The sequence below is a fragment of the Klebsiella sp. Q11 genome, assembly GCF_964241505.1.
GTDB classification, from domain to species: domain Bacteria; phylum Pseudomonadota; class Gammaproteobacteria; order Enterobacterales; family Enterobacteriaceae; genus Klebsiella; species Klebsiella michiganensis.
Genome location: NZ_CAXSXW010000007.1, coordinates 319,217 through 339,244, shown reverse-complemented (window position 1 = coordinate 339,244; position 20,028 = coordinate 319,217). Strand labels below are relative to the sequence as shown.

Annotated in this window: 20 protein-coding genes and 1 pseudogene; 7 read left to right on the top strand and 14 right to left on the bottom strand. The window is 57.9% G+C overall.

Annotation, left to right across the window (positions count from 1 at the left end; genetic code table 11):
- From ACESQ2_RS14220 to ACESQ2_RS14210, 3 genes and pseudogenes are all read right to left on the bottom strand, one after another.
- Positions 1-1,129 (bottom strand): annotated as a pseudogene (locus ACESQ2_RS14220) (cell envelope biogenesis protein TolA); the annotation flags it as partial.
- Positions 1,126-1,530: a hypothetical protein gene (locus tag ACESQ2_RS14215; protein WP_014226465.1), complete on the bottom strand. Its 405-nt coding sequence runs from the start codon at positions 1,528-1,530 to the stop codon at positions 1,126-1,128. The pseudogene ACESQ2_RS14220 and the gene ACESQ2_RS14215, both read right to left, overlap by 4 nt.
- Positions 1,531-1,825: 295 nt before the next feature.
- Positions 1,826-2,737: a LysR family transcriptional regulator gene (locus ACESQ2_RS14210; RefSeq protein ID WP_004135102.1), complete on the bottom strand. Its 912-nt coding sequence runs from the start codon at positions 2,735-2,737 to the stop codon at positions 1,826-1,828.
- Positions 2,738-2,853: 116 nt separating this feature from the next.
- Here ACESQ2_RS14210 and speB point away from each other — a divergent pair, with 116 nt between their 5' ends.
- Genes speB through ACESQ2_RS14175 form a run of 7 tightly spaced genes read left to right on the top strand, consistent with a single transcriptional unit; the run spans position 2,854 to position 9,777 of the window.
- Positions 2,854-3,804 (top strand): agmatinase, encoded by a 951-nt coding sequence (speB, locus tag ACESQ2_RS14205; protein ID WP_046877659.1) that lies wholly within the window; start codon positions 2,854-2,856, stop codon positions 3,802-3,804.
- 10 nt (positions 3,805-3,814) lie between these two features.
- A complete protein-coding gene (locus ACESQ2_RS14200; RefSeq protein WP_046877658.1) occupies positions 3,815-4,663 on the top strand; it encodes a sugar phosphate isomerase/epimerase in 849 nt (282 codons plus the stop codon).
- A 12-nt stretch (positions 4,664-4,675) separates the two neighbouring features.
- Positions 4,676-5,752 (top strand): isopenicillin N synthase family oxygenase, encoded by a 1,077-nt coding sequence (locus tag ACESQ2_RS14195; protein WP_014226468.1) that lies wholly within the window; start codon positions 4,676-4,678, stop codon positions 5,750-5,752.
- Positions 5,753-5,761: 9 nt separating this feature from the next.
- Positions 5,762-6,565 (top strand): ABC transporter substrate-binding protein, encoded by an 804-nt coding sequence (locus ACESQ2_RS14190; protein WP_009652546.1) that lies wholly within the window; start codon positions 5,762-5,764, stop codon positions 6,563-6,565.
- A 24-nt stretch (positions 6,566-6,589) separates the two neighbouring features.
- Positions 6,590-8,110, top strand: a complete 1,521-nt coding sequence (locus ACESQ2_RS14185) for an amino acid ABC transporter permease/ATP-binding protein (protein WP_032750929.1) — start codon at positions 6,590-6,592, stop codon at positions 8,108-8,110.
- Positions 8,111-8,839, top strand: coding sequence for a class II aldolase/adducin family protein (locus tag ACESQ2_RS14180; RefSeq protein ID WP_004123879.1), 729 nt, complete (start codon positions 8,111-8,113; stop codon positions 8,837-8,839).
- A gap of 5 nt (positions 8,840-8,844) precedes the next feature.
- A complete protein-coding gene (locus tag ACESQ2_RS14175) occupies positions 8,845-9,777 on the top strand; it encodes a glyoxylate/hydroxypyruvate reductase A (RefSeq protein ID WP_046877662.1) in 933 nt (310 codons plus the stop codon).
- On the opposite strand, the gene ACESQ2_RS14170 is transcribed toward ACESQ2_RS14175, so the two are convergent.
- From ACESQ2_RS14170 to ACESQ2_RS14120, 11 genes are all read right to left on the bottom strand, one after another.
- Entirely contained in the window at positions 9,774-10,832 is a 1,059-nt protein-coding gene (locus tag ACESQ2_RS14170) for a cytochrome c-type biogenesis protein CcmH (RefSeq protein WP_046877657.1), read from the bottom strand. The genes ACESQ2_RS14175 and ACESQ2_RS14170 overlap by 4 nt on opposite strands.
- Positions 10,829-11,386, bottom strand: coding sequence for a thiol:disulfide interchange protein DsbE (gene dsbE, locus ACESQ2_RS14165; RefSeq protein WP_014226473.1), 558 nt, complete (start codon positions 11,384-11,386; stop codon positions 10,829-10,831). Before dsbE ends, ACESQ2_RS14170 begins: the two co-directional genes overlap by 4 nt.
- Complete coding sequence (locus ACESQ2_RS14160) at positions 11,383-13,320, bottom strand: heme lyase CcmF/NrfE family subunit (RefSeq protein ID WP_345911924.1); 1,938 nt, start codon at positions 13,318-13,320, stop codon at positions 11,383-11,385. The genes dsbE and ACESQ2_RS14160 overlap by 4 nt, the downstream gene beginning before the upstream one ends.
- Complete coding sequence (gene ccmE / locus ACESQ2_RS14155) at positions 13,317-13,796, bottom strand: cytochrome c maturation protein CcmE (RefSeq protein ID WP_046877655.1); 480 nt, start codon at positions 13,794-13,796, stop codon at positions 13,317-13,319. The genes ACESQ2_RS14160 and ccmE overlap by 4 nt, the downstream gene beginning before the upstream one ends.
- On the bottom strand, positions 13,793-13,996 hold the full coding sequence (gene ccmD / locus ACESQ2_RS14150) for a heme exporter protein CcmD (RefSeq protein WP_014226476.1): 204 nt from the start codon (positions 13,994-13,996) through the stop codon (positions 13,793-13,795). The genes ccmE and ccmD overlap by 4 nt, the downstream gene beginning before the upstream one ends.
- The gene (locus ACESQ2_RS14145) at positions 13,993-14,730 is read right to left on the bottom strand and encodes a heme ABC transporter permease (RefSeq protein WP_014226477.1); all 738 of its coding nucleotides are present in this window, start codon (positions 14,728-14,730) and stop codon (positions 13,993-13,995) included. Before ACESQ2_RS14145 ends, ccmD begins: the two co-directional genes overlap by 4 nt.
- A 97-nt stretch (positions 14,731-14,827) precedes the next feature.
- Positions 14,828-15,484, bottom strand: a complete 657-nt coding sequence (gene ccmB / locus ACESQ2_RS14140) for a heme exporter protein CcmB (RefSeq protein ID WP_014226478.1) — start codon at positions 15,482-15,484, stop codon at positions 14,828-14,830.
- Positions 15,484-16,125, bottom strand: coding sequence for a cytochrome c biogenesis heme-transporting ATPase CcmA (gene ccmA / locus ACESQ2_RS14135; protein ID WP_049083635.1), 642 nt, complete (start codon positions 16,123-16,125; stop codon positions 15,484-15,486). The genes ccmB and ccmA overlap by 1 nt, the downstream gene beginning before the upstream one ends.
- Positions 16,126-16,132: 7 nt before the next feature.
- Positions 16,133-17,527: a cytochrome c peroxidase gene (locus tag ACESQ2_RS14130; protein WP_014226480.1), complete on the bottom strand. Its 1,395-nt coding sequence runs from the start codon at positions 17,525-17,527 to the stop codon at positions 16,133-16,135.
- A gap of 405 nt (positions 17,528-17,932) precedes the next feature.
- Entirely contained in the window at positions 17,933-19,126 is a 1,194-nt protein-coding gene (locus ACESQ2_RS14125) for an MFS transporter (protein WP_014226481.1), read from the bottom strand.
- 63 nt (positions 19,127-19,189) lie between these two features.
- Positions 19,190-19,966: an SDR family NAD(P)-dependent oxidoreductase gene (locus tag ACESQ2_RS14120; RefSeq protein ID WP_025107304.1), complete on the bottom strand. Its 777-nt coding sequence runs from the start codon at positions 19,964-19,966 to the stop codon at positions 19,190-19,192.
- Positions 19,967-20,028: the final 62 nt, after the last annotated feature.

Here is a 20,028-nt window from a genome sequence, read left to right as displayed (position 1 = left end):
CCGACAGCGCGCGGATGGTCTCATCCTGCTTTTTCTGCGCCGCTTCGGCGGCGGCGGCCAGCTCGGCGTTCTTTTTGCTCAGCGCATCAAGCGCGGTTTTCTGCTGGCCTTCTCTTTCCGCGTGCTGCTTGTTCAGCATGGCGATCTGCGCCGACAGCGCGCGGATGGTCTCATCCTGCTTTTTCTGCGCCGCTTCGGCGGCGGCGGCCAGCTCGGCGTTCTTTTTGGTCAGCGCATCAAGCGCGGTTTTCTGCTGGCCTTCTCTTTCCGCGCGCTGCTTGTTCAGCGCGGCAATCTGCGCCGACAGCGCACGGGTGGTCTCATCCTGCTTTTTCTGTGCAGATTCGGCAGCGGCGCGCAGTTCCAGATTCTTTCCCGTCAGCGTATCGATCGTCGATTTCTGCAGGTTCTCACTCTGCTCCTTCTGCGTTTTCAGCGCGGCAATCTGCACCGACAGCGTGCGGGTGGTCTCATCCAGTTTTTTCTGCGCCGCTTCGACAGCGGCGGCCAGCTCGGCGTTCTTTTTGCTCAGCGCATCAAGCGCGGTGGTCTGCCCGCTTTCGTTCTGTGCACGCTGTGCCGTCAATGCTGCGATCTGCGCCGTCAGCGAGCGGGTGGTCTCATCCAGTTTTTTCTGCGCCGCTTCGGCAGCGGCGGCCAGCTCAGCGTTCTTTTTGCTCAGCGCGCTCACGGCGGTAGTTTCGCCGCTCTCTTTCTGTACACGCTGTTCACTCTGAGCCTTCAGCGCGGCGATCTGCGCCGACAGTTCGCGCGTCGTTTCAGCGCGCTTTTTCTCCGCCGCTTTGGCGGCAGCGCTCAGCTCCGCATTCTGTTTCCGCAGAGCGTTAATCGTACTCTCTGTTTTATTCTGATGACTCTTTTTTCTGACGACGTCCTGCTTCTGAGGCGTTTTTTTATCAGGGCTATCGTTATTTTGCTTAGACGAGACCGACTCCCCGCTGGCGGCGCCTGAGGCCGGCGGTTTGTTTATTTCGAGTTTCGATATATTATCAAGGAAGTCTCCCGGCTCAGCACGAGCAGGAAACACAACAATAAGGGTAAAAAGAGCAAATACAATCGCAGGACCTCGTAGATTGCATATATTCAGTTTCCCCTTATCGTCCATCATCTGGCCAGCCCATCCTTGAGTTCAGCTTTTCTTGCCCGGCTTTCAAACTCTTTAATTAATTTCTGCGAAATGCTATTACACTTATCGTTTATCTTGTATTCAAAAAGCGGTGTAATCGTTGATTTTACGCTGGCGGACGTTTGGTCTGAAACAGAAGCATAAAACTTAGCATCATTGATTAAACCATACAGCTCGTTTGAATCCTGCTGAAACTTTTTATCGAGCTTAACTAAAGCGTCGGCATCCTGGATACACTGCTGTAAAGCAGGAACCTGCGCGGGCTGTTCATTTTGAATGACATCTTTTTTTATGAGTGCGCTCTGCGGTTTTTTACCATTAGTACACCCCTGTAATAAACCTACAGAAATGCACACCAATGCCAATAAGCTATTTCTTATCATCTTCCCATCCATTAGAAAAAAATACGTCAAAAATATATTTGTCGATTGCAGCAGAAAAAATTTTAACAAACAACGTCAGGCGTTGGATTTAACATTAATTCAGAAAAAACACACAAAAAGGTCATTCTTTAACCAGATCAGGAATGGGAATTATCCAGGTGCAGGACGATATTTTTATCTAAGCTTTTTCTTAGCCACATATGATTAATGGCACATTACCTTTTATATGCCTGATATTGAGCGGTCTTTTTACAATTCTAATCAGGCATAAGCTGTTACTCATTCAATACGAATCTCATTCGCTCCACTTCGGTCTGGCCACCGTATTCTTCTTGAGTAGATTGCGAAACTCCTTCAGATAGGGTTCGTTGCTGCGCCCGCGCTTGCATATCGCCGAGAAGGGAGATTGAAAGCCAAACTCATTGGGCAGCAGTACGCGCAGGCGATTCTCCTTAATCCACGGCCAGGCGTAGTGCTCGGGAAGGTAGCCGATATATTTCCCGGAGAGGATGAGCAGCAGCTGCGCATCGACGGTTTCAACGGTCGCGCTGCCCTTGCTGAACCCGCGCCGCCGCAGATCGCTGGTATTCCAGTAGCTGCGCGTCACCAGCGGACACTGGCTGATCAGCTCTTTATCGAGCTGTCGACTGAAGAACATGGGATGCAGGTCGCTGCAGTAGAGCCAGTGCTGCTCGCGATAGAGCGGTTCGCTGATGATGTTATGCACCCGCGAGTTGTAGCTGCCGATGGCGAGATCGATATGGTTATTCAATACGCCGTTAAGCTGTTCCGCCGGGGTACGGATAATCAGCTTGATATGCACATTAGGAAACTTATCGCTAAAGCTGCGCAGCACGACCGGCAGCGACAGCGCGGTTTCCGTCTCGATGGAATCAAGCGTTGAGATACAAATCGTGCCGCTATGCTCGCCTTTCAGCAGCGCCGACTGGCGCTCCAGTTCATTCAGTTCGCTCAGCACGCGGATCGCCTGCTGTAAAAAATGCTGCCCTTTTTCGGTCAACGCAAAGCCGCCGCGCCCGCGCTGACATAGGCTAAAGCCAAGCTGGCCTTCCAGCTGCGACATCGCATTGCTGATCGCGGAAACGGAAATCCCCAGCTCCTGCTGGGCCCGGCCATAGCTCTCAAGACGGGCCACCGCCTCAAAAACCTGGAGCTGTCGAATGTTAAGCGTCGCGTCGTTAAGCATAGCGTCTTAGTTCACTAATAAATGAACTAAGTATTTGCGGCAGACGATTTAAAGTCCAGCACATCTTTCGCACTATCCCTGCTGTTGAGTTTTGTTTGTCAGATTCAGGAGCTGAAATGGATAACGTCTTTCATCAACCGCAGGGTGGCAACGAGATGCCGCGTTTTGGTGGCCGCGCCACGATGATGCGCCTGCCATTTATCGAAGATTTACAGGGACTTGATGCAGCGTTTGTCGGCATCCCGCTGGATATCGGAACCTCACAGCGTTCCGGAACGCGCTACGGACCGCGCTATATTCGTACCGAATCGGTAATGATCCGCCCGTACAACATGGCCACCGGCGCCACGCCTTTTGATTCACTGTCGGTGGCAGATATCGGTGATGTACCTATCAATACCTACAACCTGCTCAAATCGGTGCAGATTATCGAGGATTACTACACCGGTTTAAATAGTTTTCCGCTTATCCCCCTGACGCTGGGGGGCGATCACACCATTACCCTGCCGATCCTGCGCGCGCTGACCAAAAAGCACGGTCCGGTTGGGCTGATTCACGTCGATGCCCACACCGATACCAACGATGAGATGTTCGGCGAAAAGATTGCCCACGGCACCACCTTCCGCCGCGCCGTCGAAGAGGGGCTGCTGGATCTTAAACGCGTCGTGCAGATTGGCCAGCGCGCGCAGGGCTACGCCGCCGGTGACTTCCAGTGGGGCGTCGATCGCGGTTTTCGTCTGGTTCAGGCCGAGCAGTGCTGGCACAAATCTTTGACCCCGCTAATGGCCGAAGTGCGCCAGCAAATGGGGGCTGGCCCGGTTTATCTCAGCTTCGATATTGATAGCCTCGACCCGATCTGGGCCCCCGGCACCGGAACCCCGGAAGTGGGCGGACTGACATCGATTCAGGCGCTGGAAATCGTGCGCGGCTGCCGCGGCCTGAACCTGATTGGCTGCGACCTGGTCGAGGTCTCGCCCCCCTATGACGTCAGCGGCAACACGTCCCAGCTGGCCGCCAACCTGCTGTATGAAATGCTCTGCGTTCTCCCGGGCGTGAAATATCCATAGAGGAAAAACCATGCAGCTTAACGTCTTTCGCACGCTGTGGGGCGTCACCACCCCGTGGCAGCAAACGGTCAGCGAACTCCGGAGCGTCGGCTGCTGCGGCATTGAAGCGCGGGTTCCGCTGACGCCTGAAGAGCAGCGGACGCTGGCCCAACGCATCGAAGCGTCCGCGCTTGAGTATATCGCCATTGTGTTCAGCGGCGGCGGCGTTATTCCGGCCCAGGCCGAGACGCCCGCGCAGCATCTGGAGCGCTTAAAAGAACGTTTTGCGGCGGCAAAAGCGCTTAATCCGCGCTTCGTCAATCTGCTGGCCGGTAACGACCGCTGGCCGCTGGCGCAGCAGGTGGATTTTCTCGGCAGAGCGCATGAGCTCGCCGCCGAATATGAGCTGTTCTGCAGCTTTGAAACCCATCGCGCCACGTCGCTGTATAGCCCGTGGCTGACGCTGGAGATAATTCAACAGCTGCCGCAGCTGCGCTTTACCGCCGATATCAGCCACTGGATCGTGGTAAGCGAACGCCTGCTGGATGACCCCTGCGATGACTTCAGCGCCTTTATCGAACGGGTCCACCATATTCAGGCCCGCGCCGGGTACGACCAGGGGCCGCAGGTGCCGCACCCCGCCGCGCCGGAATATCGGGCGGCCCTGCGGTTTCAGCAGCGCTTCTGGGAACAGATCTGGCAATCGCAGCGCCGGCGCGGCTACCAGCACACCACGCTTACGCCGGAATTTGGCCCCGATGGCTACCTGCATCACCTGCCGTTTACCAACGTTCCGGTCGCCGACCTGTGGTCGCTGAACGCCTGGATGGCCCAGCGTGAACAGCAGCATTTTGTTGAATTCACCTCGCAAACTGAATAAGGAACGGAATAAATGACCGCTGCAAAAAGTTCGTTTACTGAATTACCGACCATCGATATCAGCGACCTGGCCTGCGACGATCTCGTCCGACGCCAGGCGGTGGCCGACGCCATCGGCCAGGCGGCCCGCGAAGTCGGCTTTTTCTACGTTACCGGCCACGGCATCGCGCCCGAACTGATTGCCGGGATCCGCGCGGCGGCCAAAGAGATTTTCGCCCTGCCGATGGAGCGCAAGATGGCGTACTACATCGGACAGTCGAAAAGCCATAAGGGCTACGTTCCCGAAGGGGAAGAGATTTACGGCTCCGGCAAGCCGGATCACAAAGAGGCGTTTGATATCGGCTTTCAGGCCGCCGACGACCACCCGTTCGTCGTGGCGAAAACGCCGCTGATTGGCGCCAACGAGTGGCCGGACGTGCCGGAATTTCAATCCCGCGTGCTGGCCTACTATGACGCGGTCTTCGCCCTTGGGCATCGCCTGTTTGACGCCTTCGCTCTCGCCCTTGGCCTGCCGGAGGGCTATTTCAGGTCGATGGTTACCTGCCCGCCGTCAAAGCTGCGTCTGATCCACTACCCCTTTGACGCCAGCGCCGAAGATGTTCCCGGTATTGGTGCACACACCGACTATGAATGCTTCACCCTGCTGCTCGCCGACCAGCCGGGTCTTGAAGTGCTGAATGAAGATAGCGACTGGATCGACGCCCCGCCGCTGAAGAACGCGGCCGGAGAAGAGGCTTTCGTGATTAATATCGGCGACATGCTGGAAGTCCTGAGCGCTGGCACATTTGTTGCAACCGCACACCGCGTACGCAAGGTGCCGCAGGAACGCTACTCCTTCCCGCTGTTTTTCGCCTGCGACTACCACACGCTGATTCGCCCGCTGCCGGGCTTCCTTGAGGCAGGCGAAGCCAGCGAATATCAAGAACTGAGCATTGGTGAGCATATGTGGAGCCAGGCGTTACAGACCTATCGCTACCTGCGCGAGAAAGTCACCCGAGGCGAGCTCCAGCTCCCCGAACGCGCCCGCGGCACTAACACCTTTGGCCATCTGAAAAAACAAGCACAGCAAAAAACCGTAAATAACCCGTGAGGATAAATGATGAACAAAACGCTAAAAAAACTCTCGCGCCGTGTGGCTTTATCCATCGCCGTCACCGCTTGTTTTTCACCGCTGGCTCAGGCCGCTGAGCTGCTGACCGAGGGCGTCTTTAAAGTCGGGATGGAGGTGACCTATCCGCCTTTTGAATCCTATGACAGCAATAACAATATTGTCGGCATCGACCCGGAGTTCGCGGCGCTGATCGCCGAACAGCTGAAGGCAAAACCGCAGCTTATCGACACGAAATTCACCAGCCTGATCTTAGGTATCGGTAAAAAATACGATGCGGTGATCTCCGGGATGTACGTGACGCCCGAGCGCCAAAAGCAGGCGGACGCCATCCCTTACGCCCTGTCCGGCGCGTCCATTATTGCGCTGAAAAGCAGCGCCATTCAGCCAAAAACGGAAGACGAACTGTGCGGCGTGAAGGTAGGTCTGCAGGCGGGTACCGCCTGGGTTTCCAGCCTGAAAACGCACTCCGACGAGTACTGCCTGAAAAACGGCAAACCGGCCATTAGTATTCAGGAATTCCCGACCGCGCCAGAAGCCTCCCAGGCCCTGCTGTCGAAAAATATCAACGCCCAGTTAGAAATCGCCCCGGCGGCGCAAATTATCGTCGAGAAAAGCCGCGGCCGCCTGGCCATTAGCTCGAACCGTCTGGTCTATCCGCTGCCGCTGGGAATTTACGTCGCCAAAGGCAACACCGAGCTGGCCGAGGCCATTAAATCAACGTTAGCCACCCTTAAAGCCAACGGCAAATATGACGCCATCATCAAGAAATACAACTTAGAAAGCATCAATTAATACAATAATTAAACGGGAGTCGGTATGGAGTTCGATTGGGGATACTTTTTTTCATTATTTAGCGTTGGGGCATTCTGGCAGGCGTGTGTCACCGTGGTTGTCGTCAGTTCATTGTCCTGGTTTATTGGCCTGATATTAGGTTTTCTTTTAGCCTGCGCGAAGCTCTCCGGCCCGCGCTGGCTGAAGGTTCCCGTCGAACTCTATATTTGGTTTTTCCGCAGCGTACCGCTGATGGTCCTGCTGGTCTTTGTCTATAACCTGCCGCAGCTGTTTCCGGCCACCCAACCGCTGCTCGGCGTTCCGTTTATTGCCGGGTTGGTCTCGATGACGGTGACCGAAGCGGCCTACATGGCGGAAATCCATCGCGGCGGCCTGCTTTCGGTCGCCAGGGGGCAAAGCGAAGCCGGGCATGCCTTAAGCTTTAGCTTTATCGGGATTCAGCGCTTAATTATTATCCCGCAGGCGTTTCGTATTTCCCTGCCCACGCTGATTAACGAATACATCACCATCATCAAGCTCAGCTCGATTCTGTCGGTTATTTCGCTGCCGGAGCTGCTGCTGACCGGCCAGCGCCTGTACGCGCAGAATTTTCTCGTCATGGAGACGCTGCTGGCGGTCGCCATTTACTACGTTATGGTCGTCACGGTGTTTAGCTGGCTGTTCCGGGCGCTGGAAAACCTGCTGGATATTCAGCGTAAGCGCCCGCAAACGCTCAACGAGCGTGAATGCGAAACCCTGCGCCAGAACCTGAAGCCGCCGGTACAGACGCAAAAAGCGCAGGCCGCCAGCGGCAACCCGCCGGCGCTGGATCTGCACGCCATCGAAAAATCCTGGGGCCAGCACCACGTACTGAAAGGCATCGACCTGAAAGTGGAAAACGGCGAGGTAATCAGCATCATCGGCCCGTCCGGCTCCGGCAAGACCACCCTGATCCGCACCATTAACGCCCTTGAAAGCATCGACGGCGGCGAGATCATTCTTTACGGCGAGGATTACCTGAAGGGCGCCTCCGTTGTTGATAAACAGCAAATGCGCGCGGGCGTACGCCGCATCGGCATGGTGTTCCAGGGCTTCAACCTGTTTCCCCACCGCACGGTGCTGGATAACGTGATGCTCGCCCCGCTCTATCACAAGCTGCTCGACCGCGCCGCCGCCAGAGAGCAGGCGCTGTGGCTGCTGGATCGCGTCGGTCTGCTGGCGCACGCCGAAAAGTACCCGTACCAGCTCTCCGGCGGCCAGCAGCAGCGCGTGGCCATCGCCCGCGCCCTGGCGCTGAAACCGGACATCATGCTGTTTGATGAACCCACGTCGGCGCTGGACCCTGAACTGGTTGGAGAAGTGCTGAAGGTCATTCAGTCCCTCGCCCGCGAAGGCATGACGATGATTATCGTGACCCACGAGATGGACTTCGCCTTATCAATTTCTGACCGGGTGGTGATGATGGAAAACGGCGTCGTGCAGAGCGATATGCCGCCGCAGCGCATTCGCAGCGATGCCGCCGATCCGTCCCTCACCCGCATTCGTGAATTTATGGGAGTGCAATAAATGGCAACTGAACGGGAACTACGCCAGCAGCTGGCCGCCGCCTATCGTCTGGCGGCGCTCTTCGGCTGGGAAGACACGCTGTATACCCACTTCTCCGTGCGCCTGCCCGGTGACGGCGAGCCGCGGTTTTTGATTAACCCCTTTGGCATGATGTTTGACGAAGTCACCGCCAGCAACTTAATCGTGGTCGATATGCAGGGCAAGGTCGTCGAGGGCAGCGCCCCGGCAAACTCGGCGGGATTTACCATTCATAGCGCGGTCCATATGGCCCGGGAAGACGCCCACTGCGTGATCCACACCCACACGCTGCCGGGGATGGCCGTTGCCGCCTGCGCAGACGGGCTGCTGCAGCTTAACCAAATCAGCACCGAATTTTATCAACGCGTCGGCTACCATCCTTATGAAGGCGTCGCATTCGATCTCGATGAACGCGTGCGGATCCAGCGCTCGCTCGGCGAGAACATCGCTATGATCCTGCAAAGCCACGGGCTGCTATCGGTCGGGCGCACCGTCGCCGATGCGTTTTATATCATGTACTACCTGAACCGCGCCTGCGAGATCCAGATGGCCGCCGCGCAGTTGGCGCCGCTCGGCCCCATCCATACGATACCTGAACCGCTGAGCCGGCACGCCTGTGAGCAGCTGATGGGGGTTGAACATGAACGCCAGCTGGTGTGGCAGGCGTGGCTGCGGCGCCTCGACCGTCTTGATACTTCTTATAAGAGCTAATGCCTATGACTCAGTTCACCATCGTCGTGGATTGTAACGATCCTCAGTACACCCGGGAGATTTGCGCCGCGTTCGCGCTATTCCCGGAAGTGAAAGCGGTTCTGCCCGAGGACCCCGCCGCCCGCGAGGCGCAATACGCCTGCTGCTGGTTTCCCGACCCGCAGCTGCTGGCGCGCTCGCCTCAGCTGAAGCTGATCCAGGCCGCGTCTGCCGGCGTAGACCATTTGCCCGCCAGCGTTTTCGCCAGCGACGTTCCGCTCTGCCGGGTGGTGGATGAAGATTTTCGTCACGGTATGTTTGAATACGCGCTGTGGGGCGTACTGTGGTTTCAGCGTCGCTTTGACCGGGCGCTGGCCCACCAGCGCGAGCGCGTCTGGAAGATGTATCCGCAGCGAGCGGCGGCCGATTATCACGTTGGCGTCATGGGCCTCGGCGAAATTGGCGGCTATATCGCCTCGCAGCTGGCCGCGCTGGGGTATCGGGTTTCCGGCTGGGCGCGTAGCGAAAAATCCCTTGCCGGCGTGCGCTGCTACCACGGAGAGGCGCAGGCTGGCGAATTCCTTGGCCAGCTGGATGCGCTGATCAACGTCCTGCCGTTAACCGGGCAGACGCGAGGTATCCTCGCCCATCCTTTACTGCAGCAGCTGCCCGATGGCGCGTCGCTGATTAACTGCGGCCGCGGCGAGCATATGGTGAATCAGGACGTGCTCGAGGCGCTGGATAGCGGCAAGCTGTCCGGCGCGGTGCTGGACGTCTTCCCCGTCGAGCCCCTACCCCAGGAGGACCCGCTGTGGCAACACCCGCAGGTGGCGATCACGCCGCATATGGCCTCCATCGCGCAGACGGAGGTGATTGCCCGCCAGCTGCTGGACAACATCCGGCGGCAGCAGCAGGCGCTGCCGCTGAGAAACCTGGTGAACAAACGGAGCGGTTATTAACCTTGCGCGTCAACGGCGGGATGTTCGTGGGTTAACCGTTGCTCCGTCTGGTTGATATGATGCTCAATGACCGCCCGGCGCGTATCGTCCGGCGGTAATCGTTTTAGCAGCAACCGCCACGCCGTCAGCGCCTCGCTGAAATGCGCCTGCTCTGATGCACTGAGCGCGTAGAGATTAAGCAGGCGGTCGTTAACGCGCTGGCTCTCCATCAGCTGGCGCACCAGCGCATCGCCCCGCGGGTCCGATACCCGCAGCAGCGCCTCCGCATAGCCAAATGCCGCACGATCGTTATCCGGAGCCAGCGCGTAAGCGCGAGCATAGGCCTGAGTCGCCATAGCGGCGTTGTCCAGGACCCTGCCGAGACGCCCGAGCATAAGCCAGTCCTCAATAGAAGCGTCCGGATTTTGCCACAGCGTCGTGCGTAGCCCGAGGGCCAGACGCCGCAGCTCGTCTTCATCAAGCGGCTGCGCCTTTGGATCCTGCACCCGCGCCAACAGAGCCGGCGTCTGAGCCACCGCCTGCTGCCAGCGTTGCACCTGCTGATAGTGGCCGGTCTGGCCATAGCTGACCGCGCCTACCGCCAGCGCAAGCACCGCGCCAGGTATAAAAATCCACGGCCCGGCGGATTTATCCTCCGGCGCCCGGCCGTCAGAAAACGTCTCCTGCCCTGGCCTGACGCGGCGGCTGGAGCGGGCCACTATAGCCCAACCGCCCATGGCGATCGCAGCGGCCGGCACGACCCACAGCAGCATCGTCAGCGGGGTTAATGGCGGATCGTAGGTAACGAAGTTGCCGTAGCGCGCCACCATGTAGTCCACAATATCGCTGTCGCTTTTTCCTTCCTGCATGAGCGTAAAAACTTTCTGCCGCAGGTCGGCCGCGATCGCGGAACTGGAATCCGCAATGCTATTGTTCTGGCATTTCGGGCACCGAAGCTGCTCCGTGAGCAGGCGAAACCGCTGTTCCTGCTCCTCGTCCTTAAACGGCATGACATCAATAGCGGCCAGCGCGTTTGCGCAAAGCAGCAGCATCAGCGCGCTCAGTAATAATCTCATGGCGCAGCCTCCCGGCTAAACTTCTCCCACAGCGGCCTGAATTCGCGCTCCCACACCCGATCGTTAAGATCCCCCGCATGGCGGTAGCGAATGATCCCCTGTCCATCGATCAAAAACGTCTCCGGCGCGCCGTAGACTCCGAGATCCAGCCCGAGCATCCCGTCGCCGTCAAACAGGCTCAGCGCGTAGGGATTGCCCAGCGTGTTCAGCCAGCCAATCGCTTTCTGCCGATCGTCTTTGTAGTTCAGACCCACCACGCGGATCCCCCGCGCGGAAAGCTGATTCAAATACTGATGCTCTGCGCGACAGGTCGGGCACCAGGTCGCCCAGACGTTAAGCAGCAGCGGTTTGCCCTGGGCCAGCGCATCCGACTGAAAATACTGCCCGGGATCTTCCAGCGCCTCAAGACGGAAAATCGGTACCGGTTTTCCGATCAGCGCCGACTCCAGGCTATTGGGATCGTCCCCTTCCACATTACGCGCCAGCTGCCACAGCAGCAGCATCGCGATAGCCATAAAAATGACCAGCGGCATCAACAACGTACAGCGCTTCATTTGGCCTCCGCGCCAGGATATCCGCGGCGCGGGCGATAGCGCGGATCGCACAGGCACAACAGCCCGCCCAGCGCCATCAGCACTCCGCCGGCCCAAATCCAGCGTACGAACGGTTTATAATAAAGGCGTACGGCCCAGGCGCCGTTGCCCAGCTCTTCGCCCAGCGCGGCATAGAGATCGCGGGTAAATCCGCCGTCAACCGCCGCTTCGGTCATCATGGCGCTGCTGCTGTGGTAAAAGCGCTTTTCCGCATTCAGTATCGCCTGCGGTTCGCCGCGTCGCATGACGCCAATCACCGCGACGGCGGAGCGATAGTTTGGGCCGATCGCCTCTTTGACCTCACGGAAAGAAAAACGATATTCATGGACATCGACGCTGTCGCCCACCCGCATGCGCACGTCGCGCTCCACGCTGTAATTTTGACTAAAGGCGATACCCACGATGGTGACCGCCAGCCCGAGGTGGCCTGCGACCATTCCCCAGTAGCTGAGGGTCATCCTGGCGCCGCGTGAAACCCGCAAAGCGATCTCTACTCCCGCCAGCACAAAGACCCAACAGGCCATCGCCAGCCCGACCACCGTCATGGCGACAATCTTATCGCCCAACCACCACGGCAACAGAAGCGACAGCGCCAGCGTGCTTACGCAGGCGATAACCAGCAGCCCCCTGAGCTTACGCGGGCGATCGCGCCCCCAGCGCACCAGCGGGCCGATGCCCATCAGGAGCGCAAACGGCGCCATCAGCCAGCTAAACATCGTATTAAAGAACGGCTCGCCAATCGAAATACTGCCGAGGCCCAGCTGTTTATGCACCAGCGGCAGCAGCGTACCCAGCAGCACCGTGAGCATAGCGGCAATCAGCAGAACGTTGTTACCGAGCAGCAGCGACTCGCGCGACCAGAGCGCATTATTTACCCGAGAGCGGACTTTATAGCCACGCATGGCGAACAGCAGTAAAGAGCCGCCAATGACCAGCACCATAAAGGCAAGAATAAACATGCCGCGCGCCGGGTCGGAGGTAAAAGCGTGAACCGAGACCAGCACGCCGGAACGCACCAGAAAGGTCCCCAGCAGACAGAGAGAAAATGCGCAGATAGCGAGCAGAAGCGTCCACGCCTTGAAGCTGGCGCGCTGTTCAGTGACCGCCAGCGAATGCAGCAGCGCGGTGCCGGCCAGCCATGGCATCAGCGACGCGTTTTCCACCGGATCCCAGAACCACCAGCCTCCCCATCCCAGCTCGTAGTAAGCCCACGCGGAGCCCAGCACAATACCGAGCGTCAGGAAGGCCCACGCCGCCAGCGTCCACGGGCGAGAGAAGCGCGCGAAGGTGCTATCCAGCCGCCCGCTCAACAGCGCGGCTATCGCCAGGGCAAAACTCACCGAGAAGCCCACATAGCCCATATACAGCAGCGGCGGATGGAAGATGAGCCCGGGGTCCTGCAACAGCGGGTTCAGGTCGCGCCCTTCAATGGCAAATTCCGGCAGCGTACGGGCAAACGGGTTGGAGGTGAACAGAATAAACAGCAGAAAGCCAACGCTGATCGTTCCCATCACCGCCAGCACCCGGGCGACAATATCAAGCGGCATTCGCCTGCTGCGCAGCGCTACCGCCACTGTCCAGCCGCTCATCAGCAGCACCCATAGCAGCAGCGAACCTTCATGTGCGCCCCAGGCTGCGGCCACGCGGTACCGGACCGGCAGCTGAGTGTTGGCGTTACTGACCACGTAGCTCAACGTAAAATCGTTGGTAATGAAGGCGTTAATCAGCACCATAAAGGCGCCCATAATAAGGATGAACAGCAGAACGGCAAATACCCGGGAAGAGGCCATCATTCGCCTGTCCCCCCGCGCCGCGCCCCACAGCGGATAGACGGAAAGCAGTAGCGCGACGCCGAGCGCCAGGCACAGCAGCCCGTTGCCGACTTCAGGCATCATAAGGATGTGTCCCTGTAGGCGCTATCCGGGCGACGATGGTTGCTCTCCATCGCTTTTTCCACGTCTGGCGGAGTGTAGTTCTCATCGTGTTTGGCGAGCACTTCTTTCGCCTGTATCCGGTTGTGCGCATCAAGCTCGCCCTGAACCACCACGCCCTGCCCTTCGCGGAACAGGTCCGGCAGAATGCCTTCGTAGCTGACGTCCACCGAACCTTCGGCGTCATAGATGCTAAAACTCACCTGCAGCGAATTCGCATCCCGCTTCACGCTGCCGGGCGTAACCATCCCGCCGACGCGCAGACGCTGACCCCGCTCGGGCCGCTGCTGCGTTTCGCGCTTGCCGTAGAGGATTTCGCCAGGCGTATAGAACAGGTCGATACTGGAACGCAGCGCATAGAGCACCAGCGCGGTGGTCAGCGTTAGCCCGGCGAGTACCGCGAGGGCGACCCACAGGCGGTTTTTGCGGCGAATATTCATGTCGCCTCCCGCGCCGCGCGCCTGCGGGCTTCACGGGCGCGCTGCCGGGCGATATCGCGCAGAATGACACGATGCAGGATCGCGCTGTGCGCGACCAGCGCCGCCAGCGGAAGAACGGTCAGCGCCACCGCCAGCCAGACATAAAAGGCATAGCCGCCCATGGCCAGGAAATCACTCCAGCTTGTAAATGCGCTGCTCATCGACGACCTCTTTTTAAAATCAGTTCACTGACCCACGGGCGACGTTTTTCCATGAGCAAAATCAGATTCCGCATGCGCATTAGCGCCAGCGTGATAAACAGCAGCAGGTAGCCGATAATCGCCAGCCGCAGCGGCGCGCGCATCGCCGGGGCGATGCTTTGCTGCATATTCGTTGAGCCCTGATGCAGGGTGTTCCACCACTCCACCGAGTAGTGAACGATCGGTAAATTCACCACGCCAATCAGCACCAGAATAGCCGCCGCGCGCCCGGCCAGACGGCGATCGTCAAAAGCGTGCCACAGCGCTATCGCGCCGACGTAGAGAAACAGCAGCACCAGCTCAGAGGTTAATCTGGCATCCCAAACCCACCATGTTCCCCACATTGGCTTACCCCACGCGGAACCGGTCACCAGCGCCACAAAAGTAAACACCGCCCCCACGGGCGCCATCGCCGCCAGCGCCAGATTGGCCATTTTCATCTGCCAGACCACGCCGATGAACGCCGCGGCCGCCATCAGGGCATAAATGCCCATAGACCACATTGCCGCCGGAACATGCAGATAGATAATGCGATAGCTCTCGCCCTGCTGATAGTCCGCGGGCGCAAAGCCAAATCCCCAGGCCCAGCCCGCGATCAGTACCAACGCGCTGGCGCCGCCCAGCCACGGAGCGACCCTGCCGCAGAGCTGATAAAGCCGCGGCGGATTCGTCAGTTGAATCCCTGTTTTTCTCATATTTCAGTCACCAGAAATAAAGATAAATCCATTGATAAGCCCGGGCCTGAATCCCCGGCGCCGCAAACCTGATAAGCGCCATCCATCAAAAACCGCGCTAGTGCAGACTGACGCGTAGCGCCGCCGCCGTCGCAAAGGGGCTTAACGTTGCGCTGCCCGCCAGCAGCGCGCCCAGTATCGCCATATACCCCGTCACGGGCAGATGCATGGAGGCCGCATCCATCGCGGCGGTAGCAAAAATAAGTAAGGGAATAGTCAGCGGCAGAACCAGAATGCTTAACAGCGTGCCGCCGCGCTTAAGTCCGACGGTGAGCCCCACGCCCGGCGCGCCGAGGAACCCCAGCGTCGGCGTCCCTAACAGCAGGGTCAGCGCCATAATTTTCCAGCCATAGACGTCCATGCCCAGCAGCAGAGCCACCAGCGGCGACAGGATCAGCAGGGGCACACCGGTGACCACCCAGTGAGCCATCACTTTAGCCACGACCACCGCCGGCAGCGGCAAAGGCAGCAGCATCAGCTGTTCAAGGCTGCCGTCCTGTAAGTCGTCGCGAAACAAGCGCTCGAGCGCCAGCAGCGAGGAGAGCAGCGCAGCGACCCAAATAATGCCGGGCGTCAGCCGCGCCAGCAGCTGCGGCTCCGGACCAACGGCAAGCGGAAACAGCGTAATGACAATCAGAAAAAACCACAGCGGATTGGCGATTTCCGCGCGATGGCGAAACGCGACCCGCAGTTCAAGGCAAAAAATCCGCCACATCACGGTTCCGCCCTCTCGCCGCACAGCGCAATGCGTCGAATCCTGTCGGATGCCGCGCTAATTGATTGATGGGCAGTGAAAATGACGATGCCGCCTTGCTCCGTGTGCTGCGCCATGCGCTGAATCAGGCGTTCGACGCCCTCCGTATCGACGGCGGTAAAAGGTTCGTCGAGGATCCACAGGCGGGCGCGGGTCAGCCAGAGGCGCGACAGCGCCACGCGCTGCTGCTGACCGGCGGAGAGCTGGTTAACAGGAATATCGTCGAAGCCGGCAAGCCCGGCCTTCTTAAGGGCCTCCCGGCACTGGGCGATATCATCGTGTTGATGGAGAAAACGCAGGTTTTCCATGGCGGTCAGCCTGGCTTTGATTCCCGGCTTATGGCCAATCCACAGCAGGTTTTGCTGGTAGCTATCGCGCACGCGATGCAGAGGGCGGCCCTGCCAGTAGATTTCTCCGGCATCAGCGCGGGCCAGCCCGGTAAGCAGGCGCAGGAGAGTGGTTTTCCCCGCACCGTTGCCTCCGGCTATCTGCACCCAATCGCCCGCCGAAACGCTGAATGAAAAATCTTTCAGCAGCGTCCGACCATCGCGTTCGCAGTGCAGTTTAATGGCCCTGAGCCAGCTCCGGGAACTTTCGCTCATCATCCCGTTATTGCCCCGGCTGATACGGCGTATAAACACCGGTCAGGCTATGCAGAAAAGCGACAATATCATCGATATCTTTTTGCGCTAAATCCGTACCGACCTGATAGCGCAGCATCAGTTTTACTGCGCCATCAAGCGTCGGAACATCACCGCGATGAAAATAGGGCGCGGTGAGCGCCACGTTGCGTAGCCCCGGCACTTTTTGGCGTAATTTATCCCGTACCTCTTTCGTCACATTCATTCGGCCAATATCAGCAGCCGTGATTTCACCAAAATTAAAATCACGCTTCAGCCCCAGCGGTTCAAAAGAGCGGCCGCCGAGAATAATACCGCCGTGACAGGTAGCACATTTATTATCTTTAAATAGCTGATAGCCATGTTTTTGTTGCGCGGTCAGCGCGTCTTCATCACCGCGCAGCCAATTATCAAATGGCGCGTCGGGGGTAATTAATGTTTTTTCAAATTCAGCGATAGCGTCAGTGATGCGCTCACCGCTAAAACCTTGCGGATAAACGGCTAAAAAATCCTTTTTCAATACGGGATCTTTATCCAGTTTATTAATAATGTCTCCCCAGGATTTTGATGCCATCTCAATGGGGTTTAACGGCGGGCCACCGGCCTGTTCTTGCAGCGTTGATGCCCGTCCGTCCCAGAATTGCTCAATATTAAAGACGGAGTTAAATACCGTTGGCGCGTTAATTGGCCCAACAGCGCCCCCCACGCCGATAGACGTTTTTCTGCCATCGACCCCGCCCGCGTTTAACGCATGACAGTGTGCGCAAGAAATAGTGCTATCCCCGGACATTCGCGCGTCGTGATAAAGACGAAAACCCAGCGCAGCTTTCCGCTCATCAACGGGCAGCTTTTTAGGGATCGGCTGGAGAGGTTCATTGCGATGCTGCGCGGCGGTATCAGCGCTGGCGTAGTAGCGCTCGCGCTGGTGCTTAATCCAGTTGAGTATCTCAATACGTTCGCTGTCGCTAACGCCGCCGGCCCAGTGCAGCGCGACGTATCGCGTAGGCGGCATCGTTTGATGCTGCATAACCCACTCAATCTTGTTTAATTCACTTTGTGAAACGGGTTTATCGTCAATCAGTGACGTACGCACGGATTGAAGGTTAAAGGATTTGTATCCCAGCTGTACGTCATAATCCATCAGCTGTTTGGCAACGGGAAAAGCGGCGTAAAAGGGCAACTCCGCCGAGGGCGTATGGCAATAGTCGCAACCTTTTTCACTAAAAAAAGAGAGGACTTTATTATTCTCGGCAACCGCCGAGAGCCGGACGTCGTTTTTTTTAATACGCTGACTGTCGTAATACCAGATATAGCCTGACAACCCTAAATAACATAACACGCCTGCGGTAATGACCGAGGCTGTAATGGTCGCAATTTTCTTCATAAGATCATTCCTTTGAGGCATTGCAGCTGAGATAATGACGTTTTATATTTATAGTTTCGCGTAACATCATAGCGACGACGGTGCCGTGGATATTGATTAACGTCAAAGCCGATGACAGGCAGGGCCTATAGATATAATAACCACCCCCTATCATCACTATATTATTCTGCGCAGCACGCGGCGGCGAAAAACCTCACTCCCTTGCTCAATCCTCCATGTATTCACTCTTATTATACAAGCGGGTAAAACATTAATGAGAGGGTTCACATTAGCGTGTTTCCATTAAGCAGTAAAAAAGAGAGATGAATTTTATCTCACCTTACCAATTCATATTTTAAATTTGCTCTCGCGGCAGAAATAAAAAGCGGAAAAATAATTCCGCCTGCGTTTGAAAAGCTAAGAGGATTAACCCCTTAGCGTTGGGCGTCGTCCTGCCAACAATGCGATCAGCGCAACCGCAACCGGCACCAGCGATCCCCACAGCACGGCATTCCAGCCGAAGAGGTTCATCAACGCGCCCGAGGAAAATGAGCCAATCATCATGACGCCGAAGACAATAAAATCATTCAGCGATTGCACCTGAGTTTTCTCTTCCGGCCGGTGGAAATCCATAATCTGCGCCGACGCGCCGGTAAAACCGAAGTTCCAGCCGATACCCAGCAGGATCAGCGACAGCCAGTAGTGCATCACGTCGATACCGGCGAGGCCAACCATCACCGACAGCAGCAGCAGAACTAAACCGGCCGCGTTAATACGCCGGGCGCCGAAGCGATTAATCAGCTTGCCGGTAAAAAATCCGGGACCGTACATGGCGATCACGTGCCACTGAATGCCCAGATTCGACGCCTGCTGGGAGATCCCGTGCATATGCATGGAAAGCGGCGCCGCGGTCATCAGGAAGTTCATCACCATATAGGATATAGCGCCGCTAAAAACCGTCCGGGAAAACCCCGGCTGGCGCACGATTTCGCCCAGCGGGCGCCCGCCCGATTTGGCCTGCGCCGCCGGCTCGGGAGTTTTTACTCCCAGCAAGACCAGCGCGGATACCGCCGCCACCAGCCCCTGAGCGATAAAGGTCATCGCAAAGGTGTGCGGCGGCCACAAATTCATGGTCGCGGTCACCAGCATCGGGCCGATGATCCCCGCCGCCACGCCGCCGCCCATAACCAGCGAGAGCGCCCGCGCGCGCCGCTCGCCGCTGACGCCGTCGGTAGCGGCAAAGCGGAAGGACACCGCCACCGCCGCATAGGCGCCGCCGAAAAAGGCCGCGAGACAGAACAGCCCGAACGAACCGATCGCGACCGCCAGCGCCGCCAGCGCTCCCGTCAACACGCCGGCGCCGGTACCGACCATAAAGACCGTTTTGCGCCCGCGTCTTCTGGCCAGCGCGCCAAACGGCAAAATACAGGCCGCCATCCCCAGCACAAAAATGGTGATGGGCAGCGTGGCCAGCGTCGGCGAGGGCGCGATGGCGTTGCCCACAATCGCCCCGGTGGCGTAAAACACCACCGAGTTTGCCCCTGCGAGCGCCTGCGCCGTCGCCAGGCGAACAATATTTTGGTTTTGCTGTCCGACGGGCAGCGTTATCTCAGCGCTCATGACTCTCGTTATCCTGAATTCGTTTGCGTTATGCCAATACCCTGACTGACATAATGAACGTAATCAGGCATGACGACCAGCCATCACGCCGCCATCAATATCCCAAACCGCGCCGGTCACCCAGCGGGTGCTATCGCTGAGCAGAAACGCCACGGTTTGCGCGATATCATCAGGCGTGCCGACGCGGCCAATGGGATGGAAGCCGTCAAAGCTGTTCATCACATCCTTCACATCCTCTTTAGGGATAAACCCTTCATATATCGGCGTATGCACCACCGCCGGCGATACCGCATTGACCCGAATCCCGCTGCCGCCCAGCTCAATCGCCAGATTTTTGGTCAGCGCATGCAGACCCGCTTTCGCCATGGAGTAGGCTGACGACGGCGTTGCGCCGATGGCCTGCTGCGCCCACATCGAGCCGATATTCACAATCGAACCTTTGATGCCATTAGCCAGCATATTGCGCACCACCTCACGGGTGATAAAAAACGTCGCGCGGTTGAGATGCATATACCGATCGTAGTCAGCCATTTCATGTTCGATAAACGGCTTCGGGAAGAAAACGCCGGCGGCGTTGACCAGCAGGCTGATATCCTGATGTTCCGCGTTAATAGCGGCCATAACCTGCTGCATACCGCTTTCGCTCGTCAGATCAGCGACGATAACATCCACCTTCCCCGCTGCCGCCAGCGCCTGACGCGCCTGTTCGGCTTTCTGCCGACGATTGCCCACCAGCACCACGCTGCCGCCATTCTCCACCACCCGTTTGGCCGTCGCCAGCCCCATACCGCTGGTCCCGCCAACCACTAACAGTTTTTTCCCCATAAACGCCGTATTCATCATTCACCTCTTCACGCTTGATTTGTGTGGCCTAAGCATGCCTTTCCTGCAGCGCGCTGACG